Annotated in this window: 11 protein-coding genes; 4 read left to right on the top strand and 7 right to left on the bottom strand. The window is 67.0% G+C overall.

The window, feature by feature from the left end; translation table 11 throughout:
* Window positions 1–60: 60 nt before the first annotated feature.
* Together QTI05_RS12360 and QTI05_RS12365 are read right to left on the bottom strand one after the other, a co-directional pair.
* The gene (locus QTI05_RS12360; protein ID WP_286546893.1) at window positions 61–1,038 is read right to left on the bottom strand and encodes a Bug family tripartite tricarboxylate transporter substrate binding protein; all 978 of its coding nucleotides are present in this window, start codon (window positions 1,036–1,038) and stop codon (window positions 61–63) included.
* Between the two features lie 43 nt (window positions 1,039–1,081).
* Complete coding sequence (locus QTI05_RS12365) at window positions 1,082–1,519, bottom strand: OsmC family protein (protein WP_286546895.1); 438 nt, start codon at window positions 1,517–1,519, stop codon at window positions 1,082–1,084.
* Between the two features lie 191 nt (window positions 1,520–1,710).
* Here QTI05_RS12365 and QTI05_RS12370 point away from each other — a divergent pair, with 191 nt between their 5' ends.
* A complete protein-coding gene (locus QTI05_RS12370; protein WP_286546897.1) occupies window positions 1,711–3,414 on the top strand; it encodes a long-chain fatty acid--CoA ligase in 1,704 nt (567 codons plus the stop codon).
* A gap of 4 nt (window positions 3,415–3,418) precedes the next feature.
* Here QTI05_RS12370 and QTI05_RS12375 read toward each other — a convergent pair whose 3' ends face one another.
* The 4 genes from QTI05_RS12375 to QTI05_RS12390 all read right to left on the bottom strand — a co-directional run bounded on the left by QTI05_RS12375 (window position 3,419) and on the right by QTI05_RS12390 (window position 7,882).
* On the bottom strand, window positions 3,419–4,837 hold the full coding sequence (locus QTI05_RS12375; protein WP_286546899.1) for a CsgG/HfaB family protein: 1,419 nt from the start codon (window positions 4,835–4,837) through the stop codon (window positions 3,419–3,421).
* A 17-nt stretch (window positions 4,838–4,854) separates the two neighbouring features.
* On the bottom strand, window positions 4,855–5,508 hold the full coding sequence (locus QTI05_RS12380; RefSeq protein WP_286624767.1) for a hypothetical protein: 654 nt from the start codon (window positions 5,506–5,508) through the stop codon (window positions 4,855–4,857).
* A 65-nt stretch (window positions 5,509–5,573) separates the two neighbouring features.
* Complete coding sequence (locus QTI05_RS12385) at window positions 5,574–6,710, bottom strand: hypothetical protein (protein WP_286624766.1); 1,137 nt, start codon at window positions 6,708–6,710, stop codon at window positions 5,574–5,576.
* A complete protein-coding gene (locus tag QTI05_RS12390) occupies window positions 6,701–7,882 on the bottom strand; it encodes a hypothetical protein (protein ID WP_286624765.1) in 1,182 nt (393 codons plus the stop codon). Before QTI05_RS12390 ends, QTI05_RS12385 begins: the two co-directional genes overlap by 10 nt.
* A gap of 271 nt (window positions 7,883–8,153) precedes the next feature.
* Here QTI05_RS12390 and QTI05_RS12395 point away from each other — a divergent pair, with 271 nt between their 5' ends.
* Entirely contained in the window at window positions 8,154–9,023 is an 870-nt protein-coding gene (locus tag QTI05_RS12395) for a glycosyltransferase family 2 protein (RefSeq protein ID WP_286657815.1), read from the top strand.
* A gap of 22 nt (window positions 9,024–9,045) precedes the next feature.
* Here QTI05_RS12395 and QTI05_RS12400 read toward each other — a convergent pair whose 3' ends face one another.
* Entirely contained in the window at window positions 9,046–10,404 is a 1,359-nt protein-coding gene (locus QTI05_RS12400) for an NAD(P)/FAD-dependent oxidoreductase (protein ID WP_286624761.1), read from the bottom strand.
* 100 nt (window positions 10,405–10,504) lie between these two features.
* Here QTI05_RS12400 and egtB point away from each other — a divergent pair, with 100 nt between their 5' ends.
* Both egtB and egtD read left to right on the top strand, forming a co-directional pair.
* Complete coding sequence (gene egtB / locus QTI05_RS12405) at window positions 10,505–11,761, top strand: ergothioneine biosynthesis protein EgtB (RefSeq protein ID WP_286624760.1); 1,257 nt, start codon at window positions 10,505–10,507, stop codon at window positions 11,759–11,761.
* A gap of 3 nt (window positions 11,762–11,764) precedes the next feature.
* Window positions 11,765–12,745: an L-histidine N(alpha)-methyltransferase gene (gene egtD, locus QTI05_RS12410; RefSeq protein WP_286546913.1), complete on the top strand. Its 981-nt coding sequence runs from the start codon at window positions 11,765–11,767 to the stop codon at window positions 12,743–12,745.
* Window positions 12,746–12,770 lie beyond the last annotated feature (25 nt).

Here is a 12,770-nt window from a genome sequence, read left to right on the forward strand (position 1 = left end):
GAAATGGGTGCGAAGGGCGCCGGGTTCAGCCCAAACAGGTGCGAGAACCTCGGCGTCGTCTCAGTCCATTCGAGCGCCGGAGGCCTTCACCGCCTTGTCCCAGCGCGGCGTTTCCGTCGCCAGGAAGCGCGCGAAGTCCTCGCTGCCCAGGTAGGCCGGGTCCGCGCCCTGGCTCACCATGCGCTCGCGCACCTCGGGGCTGGTCAGCACCTGCTTGAACGCATCGCTGAGTCTGGCGACCACCTCCTTGGGCGTGTCCTTCGGTGCGAAGAAGCCGTAGAAGCCCACCACCTCGAAGCCCTTGATGCCCGATTCGATGACCGTCGGCACGTCGGGCAGGGCCGGGTTGCGCTCCCGGCTGGTCACGGCCAGGGCGCGAACCTTGCCCTGCTTGTGATAGTTGGCGGCCTGTGGAATCGACTCGGCCATGAACTGGACCTGCCCACCCATCAGATCGGTAAATGCCGGCGCACTGCCACGGTAGGGGATGTGCACCATGAAGAGGCCGGTCGCGGTCTTGAACATCTCGGGCACGAGATGGCTGATGCCGCCGTTGCCGGCCGAGCCGTAGTTGACCTGCCCGGGCCGCGCCTTGGCGTAGTCGACGAACTCTTTGAGGTTCTGCACCGGCAGCTTGGGCGTGACCAAGAGCGCCAGCGGCTGCATGGCGGTGCGTGCAATGGGTACGAAGTCGCGCTGCGTGTTGTAGGGCAGCTTGCTGTAGAGCGCGCCGTTGATCACGGCCACGCCGGTGTTGGCCAGCATCAACGTGTAGCCGTCGGCCGGGCTCTTGGCGACCGCATCGGCGCCGACCGAGCCGCCCGCGCCGGGCTTGTAGTCGACGATCAGAGGCTGGCCCAGCACGGCCTGCAGCTTGTCAGTGAGCAGGCGCGCATGCTGGTCGAGCGGGCCTCCGGCCGGAAAACCGATGACGACCTTGATCGGCTTGTCGGGGTAGGCGGCCAGGGCGGAGCCGCCCACGCCGAACGAGGCGATTGAGAAAGCCGCCAGGATGATGGCGCGGACCGGCTGGGTCATGGAATCGTCTCCTCTTTGTAGTGGAGACGATCATAAGCAGCGCTCAGCCGGCCAGCGTCGCCTTCATCGTGATCTCGGGCACGCTCGCGAGCGCCTTCGACAGCGGGCAGCCGGCCTTGGCGCCTTCGGCGATCTTCTGGAAAGTGGCCTCGTCGATGCCGGGAATGGTGGCCTCGAGTTCGAGCGCGATGCGGTCGATCTTGAAGCCGTCGCCATCCTTGACCAGGCGCACCGCGGCCTTGGTGTCGATCTTCGTGGCGGCCAGGCCGGCGCCTTCGAGCGCGAACGCAAAGGCCATCGTGAAGCAGCCGGCATGCGCGGCGCCCAGGATCTCTTCGGGATTGGTGCCCTTGCGGTCGTCGCCGAACCGGCTGGCGAAGCCGTAGGGGTAGTCCTTCAGCGCGCCGGTCTCGGTGCTGATCTGGCCCTTGCCGGTCTTGCCGGCGCCTTCCCAGTGAACGCTTGCGAGTTTTTCGGGCATGTGAGCTCCTCGGTGGGTTGTTGAACGACCTGCGGTTTTAGGCCGTAACGGCGGCGCTGTCTGTAGTCGTGCGGCGCGTGCCGCGCCTGCTGCGCCTGGCGTCGGCGGGTCGCCAAGGTGACGCCGTCGGGGCTTCCCCGATGCAGCGCGGCGGCACCGCGGCGTAGGCTCAGCCGCTCTCTGGAGACCCAATGGACCGCCCGCATCACAAGTTCTGGCCGCAGCGCCTGCCGCACTCGATCACCGTTCCCGCCACCTCGCTGTGGCACAACCTCGCCACCTCCGCCGCACGCTTTCCCGACAAGGCTGCGCTGGTGTTCTTTGGCAGCGTCATCAGCTACGGCGAGTTCAAGGCGCAGACCGAGCGCCTGGCCGGCACCCTGCACGCGCTCGGCGTGAAGCGCGGCGACCGCGTGGTGCTCGACATGCAGAACTGCCCGCAGCTGGTGATCGCCCATTTCGCGATCCTGCGTGCCAACGCGGTGGTGGTGCCGGTCAACCCGATGAACCGGGCCGAAGAGCTCAAGCACTACATCACCGACCCCGACGCGAAGGTGGCGATCACCACCGGCGACCTCGCGCCCGAGCTGGCCAAGGCCAGCAATGCGCTGGATGCGAAAGACCGGCTGGCGCACCTGATCGTGACCCAGTTCACCGACGCCTTCGATGCCGGCGTGACGGGCGACGACGCGCCGGCCGCAGCCTGGCGCGACTGGCTGCTGGCGCGGCATCCGCTGCCCGAAATGGCTGGCGGCCAGGTGATGCACTGGACCGACGCACTGAGCGCCGGCCATACACCGCCCGAACACGTGGTCGGCGCCAACGACATGGCGCTGCTGCCCTACACCAGCGGCACCACCGGCCTGCCCAAGGGCTGCATCCACAACCATTCCAGCCCGAACCACAACGCCTTCGCGGGACAGCTTTGGGGCGTGGGCTCGTCCGAGGCAGTGGTGCTGGCCGTGGTGCCGATGTTCCACATCACCGGCACGGTGAGCACGATGCACACGACGATCGTGCTGGGCGGAACGCTGGTGATCATGCCGCGCTGGGATCGCGACGTGGCCGGCCGCCTGATCTCGCGCTGGAAGGTCACGAGCTGGACGAACATTCCGACCATGGTGATCGACCTGCTGGCGAGCCCGAACTTCGCAAGCTACGACCTGCGCAGCCTCACCTACATCGGCGGTGGCGGCGCGGCAATGCCGCAGGCCGTCGCGCAGCGGCTGCTGGAGCAGTACGGCCTGAAGTACCTCGAAGGCTACGGTCTCACCGAAACCGCGGCGCCGTCGCATGCCAATCCGTTCGAGCACCCGAAGCAGCAGTGCCTCGGCATCCCGTACATGGGCACCGACTCGCGCGTGGTCGACCCCGACACGCTGAAGGAACTGCCGCCCGGCGAATCGGGCGAGATCATCACGCACGGACCCGAGGTGTTCCAGGGCTACTGGAAGCGGCCCGATGCCACGGCCGCCGCGTTCGTCGAATTCGAAGGCAAGCGCTTCTTCCGCACCGGCGACATGGGCCGCGTGGACGAGGACGGCTACTTCTTCATGACCGACCGCCTGAAACGCATGATCAACGCGAGCGGCTTCAAGGTCTGGCCGGCCGAGGTCGAGCTGCTGATGTTCAAGCACCCGGCGATCCAGGAAGCCTGCGTGATCTCGATGAAGGACGACTACCGCGGCGAGTCGGTCAAGGCCGTGGTGGTGCTGCGCGCCACGCACAAGGACACCACGGAGCAAGAGATCATCGACTGGTGCCGCGAGAACATGGCGGTCTACAAGATCCCGCGCAAGGTGCAGTTTGTTGACACGCTGCCCAAGAGTGGCAGCGGCAAGGTGATGTGGCGGCTGCTGCAGGAGGCCCAGGACACAGCGCCATCAAAGGGCTGAGCCCTCACCACTTGTCGTCGCTCTTTGCCTCTGCTGCGGGGGAAGGCCGCAAGGTTGCGGCCGGCCGCGTGGGTGCCGGCCGGGCGGGGGCATTGGCAGTCTCGGCCCCCACAGCGGCCGTTTGCGCCTTCGCGATCGCGGCTCCCTTGAGTTCTTCGCGCAGTTGCAGGGCACCGGCGGGAAGCTGTTCAAGATTCGACCGCATGTTTTCCAGCCGTCCGTACGACAGGTTGGGGGTGACACGTTCGACCACGAGCTCGCAGCAAGGCGATTCGACGCGTCCGAGGCTCTGGCCCGTCTGCGGATCCTTCATCTCGGCGCCCATGGTCACCATGGCGTAGCGTGTGCCTTCCTTCAGCGCCTGGCCGCCCTGGCTCAGGATGACGTTCGTGCCGTCTTTCGACACCACAGTCACCGGGAACGTGCGCCGCAGAACGGAGGTCACGACCTGGTTGACCAGATCCGAACTCATGTCCTCGAGCACCTTGCCGCCGTCGACGCCGCGTCCGAGCGTGGTCGGTTCGGTCGAGGGCACCGTGCCGCGCAGCGCGCCTGACGACATCACCTGCCGCGTCGCCACGTTCACCAGCTTTTCGGTCAATGCCCAGCCGCCCGAATAGCTCACCAGTTCGCGGTCGCTCGTCTTCAGTTGGCGGGCATGCTTGTTGTAGGCCAGCCTGCTCACGCGCCCGCTCCAGACGATGTCCGCGCTCGCCGCCTGCGAGAGTTTCGCGAGTTCGGCGCTCGGGGTCTGGCCCGATGAAATCATGTCGAGCTCGTCCTGGATGTCGGGGCTCAGTTCGCGATCGAGCACCGCGAAACGACCCGTCTGCACGAGCGCGTCGCTGATGCGCTGGCGCAGGGTCGCCCCCACTTCAGCCGCCGGGACCGAGCGGTCGCCCATAGGCAGGGTGGGGCTGTCGAAACGGATCTGGCCGATGACGAGCTTGACCTTCTGCATGTCCGCAGAAGGCTGGAACTTCGCAATCTGGGCCTCGATGGTGGCCTTGTATTGCCGGCCGGGCAGCACACCCGGCTCCTGCAGCTCAACGAGCTTGAAGTTCTGGATGACGCCACCCGACTTCTGCGCGACGGCGTCGGCAAACGCACTCCCGCGCAACGAAGCGGAGTCTTGGCCCAGGCTGACGTCGAGGCCGTACTTGACGCTGACGCTCGCGGACTGAACAGCGGCGCCGTTCACCTGGAGGATGGCCAACTTCATGGCTTCCCCGACCGCTTCGCCGGCGGAGGCGCCATACCCCAGTGCAGTGGTCTGCACGTTCGAGACCTTGCCGACATCGGGCACTGGCGCCGCGACGCTCGCCGGCGCCGCCGGAGCTGCTGCCTTTTCAGGCTCGGGCTTGTTGCAGGCTGCCAGAAGCGCCGCGGATGCCACCGCGGTCACGCATAGAAGTTTGCGCATGTGTTTTCAGCCGCTTTTCAAAGGGCTTTGAGCGCGTCGTTCGCATCCTTGGGGACCGGGATGTCCTGGCTCTGTGCGAACGCAATCGCGTTCGTCAATGCGCCGGTGACGTTGGTCATCGAGGTCGGGAAGTTCGAGACGATGTAGACCGCGGATTGCAGCTTCGGCAGTTGCAGCGGCGATGCGCTCTTCAGGCTCGAGCCCATGGTGGACACGTTCTTGCCCACGCCGGTGAACTTGTTGACGCCAGAGGCCAGAAGAATCAGGCCTTTGCCATAGAGGGCCTTCGCATTCGCATCCAGCACGGGCTTCTTCGCCATCTCCGCGGCGACGGCGCTGGTCGATGCAGCGACGGCCTTGTTCGATTCCTCCAGGTTGTCCTTGGTCGCGCCCTCGGTGAGGGAGGCCGATGTCGCGGCGGACGTGGCCGCAGCCGTCTTCAGGCCCAACGCGTTGGCCATGAGGCTGTTTGCGTCCAGCACATCCTTGTTCGCCGCCACATAGCCGCGAACCAGCCCATCCTGCTGGCCGGTGAGGTCAGGCGCCGAGCTGGCGCCGCCGCCCAGGCCCTTGACGCCGGGGATGGAAGGCATGGAGAACTGCGCGTGCGCGGCGGTGCTGGCACCCAGTGCGAGGATGGCGCAGGCGATGGCGGTCTGAAATTTGTTCATTGTTCTGTCTTTCGGGAGATGCACGAGAAGGGGAGAGAGAAAGTCGATGGATGCAGGGGCTGCGCTCACTGCACCCGTTGCGATGTCAGCTGGCTGGTGAGTTCACGCGCCGCGTTGTTGGCGGCGAGCTTGAGTGCGCTGCCGCGCGCGGAAGCTTCGTCCGGGCCGACGCCCGCAAACTGGACCGGGCCCACTGCGGCCTGCGTCGATGGAATGGCCTTGGAGACGTTGTAGACCTTGGCATTGACCGTGACGCCGACGCGCACCAGGCCCGTCGCCGGATCCGTGCCCGGGGCGCCGATGTCCAGCGTGCCGAGGGCAACATAAGGGACGCCGGCGGCGCGCATGCCCGAGGCGATCGACTGCAGCGTGGCCGACTTCAAGTCGTTGCCCGCCTGGTAGTCCTGCTCGACCTTGGCCACCGAGAAGCGGCCGCCGGTGCTCGGCTCGGCCATGCCGGCCTCGATCACCTCGAAGCCCGCTCGCGCGAACATGCCGGTGAACACGACGTTGAGGTCCGCGCTCGGGTAGAGGCGATAGGTCGCCTCGCTGGACCGCTGCGTGGTGCTGCCTCCGGTTTCGATGCTTCGGCTGCGGTTGGCAGAGAGGTTGGCCTGCGCCGACATGGATTCGCTGGTGCGGATCTGGTTGCCGCGGATCGACTCGCCCTCCGAGCCCGTGTTGGCGCTCGAGCCGCGCACATCGACACTGGCCTTTTCGTCGACCCGCTTGTAGACGCGGTCGTCGAAGGACTTTACCGACGCCACCTGGCGCGAGACGAAGACGAAGACGAGCTGGGATTTTTCGGTCGCACCGGCCTTGGCAACAGCCGAGTTCGCCTTGATCAGGTTGCGCAGGTTCGCGACGTTGAGGGCGATGCGCACGGCGACCGTGTACTGGCGCTTTTCAGGACTGTCCTCTTCGCCGAGCACGGTGGACTCCAGGATGTAGCGGTCCGGGTTGGCGAGGATCTTGTCGCGCACGGCGTCGAAGTTGTCGCTCTCGGATTCGCCCGCTTCGGCATAGAAGAACTCGACGGCCTTCAGCTGCGCGGCCTGGGTCGCCTTGGCCTTGTCGTCGGCCGAGGCGGATCTGCCCTGGTAGGTGACCGACGCCTTGCCGCGGGCCTGCTGGACTTGGGCGAAGGACGTGGCTGCGAAGCACGCCAGGACGACGGCGATAAGGGAACGAGCTATTTGCATTGGGAAATCAGGACGTTGGTTTTCAGGATCTGTGCTTCGATGTCGGGCGCTGCGGCAGCAGCTTTCACCCAGGTCATCTCCTTGCTGGAGATGGCGGTCGCGAGCCGGGTGAAGAGCCCGTTCCACGAGTCGTAGTACGCGGGGAAGTCGTCGACGTAGGTCTGCGTCGCCGGCACGACCTTGGTCTCGCCGTTCTTCAAGGCGGTGTTGAGGTAGGCGGTGCCCATTTGCGGCTGCTCGATCCTGACGGTCGCGTAGGTGCCGTAGATGAAGCTGTCGCCGGCGGCGACGGAGCCAAACTTGACCTTCTTGATGCCCGTGAGGTCGACCGAGATGGCGTAGTCGGGCTCGGGCAGCTTCAGGCTGAAGACGGTGCCATCGGAGACGCGCATCGGAAAGACGTTGCCGACCGCATAGCCCTGCGTGAACGGAATCAGCGGAACGCCGGCACGCGTCGAAATGGCCTCGCTCACCATGTCGGCCGCCCACGACTCCGCCATCCCGGGCTGGTCCTTCAGGTAGGCAGGAAGGCTCGCCACGACCGCAGGGTCCAGGGAGACCTTCGTGACCTTCAGCAGACGCGGCACCTGTGCCGGAATGCTCGCGACGGAGAGGACGTTCGCGTAGCGCCCGAAGATGCCGGGCTTGTTGGCAGCGCCCTCGTAGACGCCTTGCACCCGCGCAAGGATTTCTGCTTTCGTGGGCTCGCGGTCGAACACGTCGATGTAGGCGAAGCTCAAGGGATACGACCGTATGACGGTCATGCTCTTGAAGTCGAAGAACAGCGCCTGGGCCCGGATCAGGACGAACAGCTTGCGAAGACTCCCGAAGCTCTCGACCGACACGGTTTCCGAATTGACGACCAGCGAGGTCACCAAAGCCTGGTCGCGGCCCTTGAGCTCGTCGATCATTCCTGCCGCAAGCTGGAGGTTGCGCGGGGGAGCGGCTGCGATGGCGCGCTGGATGCGTGCGTAGGCCCTGTCTCCGGACTGCTCGAGGCGCCGCTCGTATTCGCGAGAAAAGGGAAAGCGTTGCTCCAGGCTTGCCGCGTCTCCGGAGAAGGCGAGGCCGGCCAACGTGACTTGCGTCTCCTGGGCTTGGGAATTGGCTGGCAGCAAAAAGGCGAGCAGCGACAGCACACCGGGCGCCAAGGCCCGTACGTAGAACTTCAAGAGATCTCCCGAGAGTGGGGCGGGTCTGGTCGACACGCCGCGCGTTTTCTTATTTGGTTACGCAGGTCAATGCGAGAAGTGACGGCTTCAGCGGCGCTGCTGAATGTCAATCGGCAATTTAACGAACGTTTCTAAATGTACAAGAATTTCGCCGCACGCTTTGGGGCCGGCGAAGTTGTTCTCGAACGCGCAGGGGCTGCCGGTGCGACCGAGCGAGCGGTCGCATAGACTGTCGGGCACCCCCTCCACCTGCCACCACCGCTCCACGCCGTTGAACGCTTCAGACCAACTCCGCTTCCGGGCCATGGTGGTCCACTTCAACAACCCCGAGTCGATGGCGGGCACCGTCGCGCATCTGGCGCAGGTCGGCTTCGGCCGCGAGCGCATCGTGGTCTACGACAACGGCAGCGAGGCCTCAAAGCGCGAGCAGGCCCGCGAGGCTTGTGCCGCACTGGGTTGTGAGTTCGTCGCCTCGGCGGTGAACCATGGCTGGGGCGGGGCCATCAACGACTTCCTGCGCAGCCGCGGCTGGCAGGACGACGACCTGCTGCTCATTGCGGCGCACGATGCGCGCATCCTCGCCATCGACTTTGCCGAGATCGAACGCGAATTCAGCCGGCCTGAGCGCCTGTTCGTGAGCCCCTGCACCGTCAACGACATGGAGGGCCTGTACAGCGCCGCCCGTGCGTTCTGGTTCCGCAAGGCTGCGCCGGATGCGGTGAGCGAGGTGCAGGTCGGCCATGCCACGGCCTGCTTCGCGCGCCCTTCCAGGCTGGGTGAAATTGGCTTCGATGAGGAATACTTCATCTACGGTTGCGAGTCCGAAGTGTTCCTGCGCGCGAACGACGCGGGCTACGTCACGACCATGCTGCGCAGCTTCGTGGTCGACAACGCCGCCACCGACAGCAGCAGCGATTTCTGCACCCGCGCCTTTGCCATCAACAGCATGTACACGGCCTGGAAGCGGCATGGCCTCGGCGGTGCGCTGCAGCGCGCCGGTGCGCTGGCGGGCTCCGCGCTGCGCCTGCGCCTGGCGGGCGACAGCAGCGGCAGCCGCATCAAGCTGGCTGCGGCGCTCTATGGCGTGACGCACCCGCGCGTTGGGCTGCGAACCTACCTCCGGCAACGCGGACGCGGCTGAGGGCCGCGCCGTCCCGGCGGCATCAGGATTCTTCCTTCCCCGGCACATCGGCCACCACCCGCGCGTGCCGCTGGAAGCTCCAGTAGGCGCTGGCCCAGTCCATCAGCACCACGATGCGGTTGCGAAAACCGATCAGGAAGTACGCGTGCGCGAACAGCCAGAACAGCCAGGCCAGCCGGCCGCTGAAACGCAGCGGGCCGAGCGGCGTGCCGAGGTCGACCACGGCCGAATTGCGGCCGATGGTGGCGAGGTTGCCGTAGTCGCGGTAGCGGAACGGCTGCGTCGGCCGGCCCGCGATGCGGTGCAGGACGTTGCGAGCCGCGGCGCGTCCCATCTGCTTGGCGCCGGGGGACACGCCCGGCACGGGCTTCGGCGCCTTGTCCGGCGCGTGGCTCATCGCAGCCGCAAGATCGCCGACCACGCTGATCTCGGGGTGCCCGGCAATGCTCAGGTCGGGCTGCACCTTGATACGGCCGGCGCGGTCGATGTCGGACGCCGGTGCGCCGACCGCGCTGGCCAGCATCCGCCCCAGCGGCGACGCTGCCACACCGGCGGCCCAGACCACGCAGTTGGTGTCGATCCGGTAACTGTCCACGCTCGTCGCGTCCGCGCTGGAGGCTGATTCGACCTGCAAGCCGGTGGCATCGATGGCGGTCACCTTGGCGTTCAGCCGCACCTTGACGCCCAGTTTTTCCAGTTGCTCCAGTGCCTTGCGGCTCAGGCTGTCGGGCATGGCCTGCAGCACGCGCGGCCCGCCCTCGATCAGCAGCACCTCGGCGCTGCCGGGGTCGATGCGGCGGAACTCGCCCTCGAGCGTGTGGCGCGCGATCTCGGCCAGGGTGCCGGCCATCTCGACGCCGGTGGGGCCGGCGCCGATCACGCAGAAGGTCAGCAGCGCGCGGCGCCGTGCCGGGTCGGCTTCGTTCTCGGCCGCCTCGAAAGACATCAGCACGCGCCGGCGGATGTCGAAGGCGTCGGCCAGTGTCTTGAGGCCGGGGGCCGAAGCGGCCCATTCGTCGTGCCCGAAGTAGCTATGGGTGGCACCGGCGGCGACGATCAGGTGGTCGTAGCCGATGCGGGTTCCGTTCGCGAGCTGCACCTCGCGGGTGGCGGGCGCGATGTCGACGACCTCGCCGAGCAGCGTCGTGACGTTGGGCTGGTTGCGGAACAGCAGGCGCACCGGCGCGGCGATCGAAGGCGCCGCCAGCCCGGCCGTTGCCACCTGGTACAGCAGCGGCTGGAACAGGTGGTGGTTGGTCTTCTCGACCACCGTGATGTCGACGTCGGCCCGCTGCAGCGCGCGGGCCGCCTCGAGCCCGCCGAAGCCGCAGCCGATGATCACGATTCGGGGACGCGCTGCGGGGGAGGGCGATGTGCTCATGGCCGGATTATCCGCAGCGCCGGGCGGCCGCGGATTTGTCCTACGAGCAGCGATCGCCGCAATCGGCTAAAACCACGGTTTGCCCCGCAATGGAGACCGCATGAATCTGGACAGGCCTATCGCGCAGGCGGCGGACACTCTGCGCGAGCGGTACCGTGCGGTGCGCGCGCACAGCCTTGCGCTGGCAGCGCCGCTTTCCCCGGAAGACCAGTGCATCCAGTCGATGCCCGACGCGAGCCCGACCAAATGGCACCTTGCGCACACCACCTGGTTCTTCGAGACCGTGCTGCTGCAGCCGCACGCCAGCGGCTACGCGCCGTTCGACACCCGCTTTCACTATCTTTTCAACTCGTACTACGAAGCGCTCGGCCCGCGCCATCCGCGGCCGCAGCGCGGCCTGCTGACGCGGCCATCGGTCGACGAGGTGCATGCCTATCGCGCGCATGTGGACGAGGCCGTGCTGGCGCTGCTCGACACCGCCAGCGCGCCGCTGTGGGCGCAGATCGAGCCGATCGTGGCGCTCGGCCTGCAGCACGAGCAGCAGCACCAGGAATTGCTGGTCACCGACATCCTGCATGCGCTCTCGTGCAACCCGCTGCTGCCGGCCTACCGGCCGGCGCAGGGCCCCTCGCTGCGGCTGGCGGCGCTGCCCGCGCCGGTGCGCTGGCTCGCGCATGCCGGCGGACTGGCGCAGGTCGGCCATGCGGGCGAGGGCTTCGCGTTCGACAACGAGACGCCGCGCCACCAGCTCCTGTTGCAGCCCTTCGAGATCGCCGACCGGCTGGTGAGTTGCGGCGACTATGCGCAGTTCATCGCCGACGGCGGCTACCAGCGCCCGGATCTCTGGCTCTCGGACGGGTGGGCCGCGGTGCAGGCGCAGGGCTGGCGTTGCCCGGCCTACTGGCTTGCGCCCGATGACCCGCGCCTGGGAGTGCATGGCAGCAGCCACAACGCAGCCGGCTGGCAGGTGTTCGGCGTGCATGGCGTGCGGCCGCTGGAGCCGCACCTGCCCGTGGCGCAATTGAGCTTCTATGAAGCCGCGGCCTTTGCCGAATGGGCCGGCGCTCGCCTGCCGACCGAGTTCGAATGGGAAGTGGCCAGCACCATGCCCGGCCTCACGCAGGCCACGGGCCACGTGTGGCAATGGACGCGCTCTTCGTACGACCCGTACCCCGGCTTCCGGCCGTTGCCCGGCATTGCGGCCGAGTACAACGGCAAGTTCATGGTGGGTCAACTGGTGCTGCGTGGCGGCAGTTCCGCCACGCCCGACGGGCACACGCGCCCGAGCTATCGCAACTTCTTTCCGCCGGCCGCGCGCTGGCAATTCAGCGGGCTGCGGCTCGCGCGGGACATCTGAACCATGCGCAATCCCTCCTTCACCATCGACACACCGCTGGCCGGGCAGGCGGTTGGCCTGTCGGGTTTCGCTTCGGATCTGCTGGCCGGCCTGTCGCGCCGGCCCCGCAGCATTTCGCCGAAGTACTTCTACGACGTGGCGGGCTCTGCGCTGTTCGATCGCATCTGCGAGCTGCCCGAGTACTACCCCACGCGCACCGAACTGCGCATCCTGACCGATCGCGCCGGCGAGATCGCGCACCACATCGGGCCGGGCGCCGAGATCGTCGAATTCGGCGCTGGCTCCCTCACCAAGGTGCGCCTGCTGATCGATGCGTTGCATGCGCCACAGCGCTACCTGCCGATCGACATCTCGGGCGAGCACCTCGAAGGCGCGGCAGCGCGCCTGCGGGCCGACTGCCCGGGTCTGGTGGTTCAGCCGATCGTGGCCGACTACACCCAGCCCTTCGCGCTGCCGGCGGTTGCCGCCGGTGGGCGCCGTGTCGGCTTTTTTCCGGGCTCGACGCTGGGCAACTTCAATCCCGACGAAGCGCTGGCCTTTCTGCAGGGTGCCGCGCGCATGCTCGATGGCGGCGGGCTGCTGATCGGCGTCGACCTGATCAAGGATCCGGCGCTGCTGCATGCGGCCTACAACGACGCGCAGGGCGTGACGGCGGCTTTCAACCTCAACCTGCTGCAGCGCGCCAATGCCGAACTCGATGCCGACTTCGTGCCCGACCGCTTTTCGCATGCGGCGTTCTACAACGCGCCCATGCAGCGCATCGAGATGCACCTGGTGAGCCGCCGTGCGCAGGCCGTGCACGTGCAGGGCCAGCGCTTCATGTTCGCCGAGGGCGAAACCATCCACACCGAGAACTCGCACAAGTTCAGCATCGACGGGCTGCGCACGCTCGCCGTCAAGGCCGGCTTCGGCATCGGCCCGGTGTGGACGGATCCGGAGCGTTTGTTCAGCGTGCACTGGCTGCCGGTGACGGCGGCACAATAAGGGCTGCCCGCACATTGCGGGCCCC

This window comes from Variovorax fucosicus (genome assembly GCF_030316825.1).
In the GTDB taxonomy this organism is placed as follows: Bacteria; Pseudomonadota; Gammaproteobacteria; order Burkholderiales; family Burkholderiaceae_C; genus Variovorax; species Variovorax fucosicus.

Bases quoted from the DNA above. Each gene is read 5' to 3' on its own strand.
- QTI05_RS12360 (WP_286546893.1), bottom strand. From the start codon at position 1,038: ATGACCCAGCCGGTCCGCGCCATCATCCTGGCGGCTTTCTCAATCGCC.
- QTI05_RS12365 (WP_286546895.1), bottom strand. From the start codon at position 1,519: ATGCCCGAAAAACTCGCAAGCGTTCACTGGGAAGGCGCCGGCAAGACC.
- QTI05_RS12370 (WP_286546897.1), top strand. From the start codon at position 1,711: ATGGACCGCCCGCATCACAAGTTCTGGCCGCAGCGCCTGCCGCACTCG.
- QTI05_RS12375 (WP_286546899.1), bottom strand. From the start codon at position 4,837: ATGCGCAAACTTCTATGCGTGACCGCGGTGGCATCCGCGGCGCTTCTG.
- QTI05_RS12380 (WP_286624767.1), bottom strand. From the start codon at position 5,508: ATGAACAAATTTCAGACCGCCATCGCCTGCGCCATCCTCGCACTGGGT.
- QTI05_RS12385 (WP_286624766.1), bottom strand. From the start codon at position 6,710: ATGCAAATAGCTCGTTCCCTTATCGCCGTCGTCCTGGCGTGCTTCGCA.
- QTI05_RS12400 (WP_286624761.1), bottom strand. From the start codon at position 10,404: ATGAGCACATCGCCCTCCCCCGCAGCGCGTCCCCGAATCGTGATCATC.
- egtB (WP_286624760.1), top strand. From the start codon at position 10,505: ATGAATCTGGACAGGCCTATCGCGCAGGCGGCGGACACTCTGCGCGAG.
- egtD (WP_286546913.1), top strand. From the start codon at position 11,765: ATGCGCAATCCCTCCTTCACCATCGACACACCGCTGGCCGGGCAGGCG.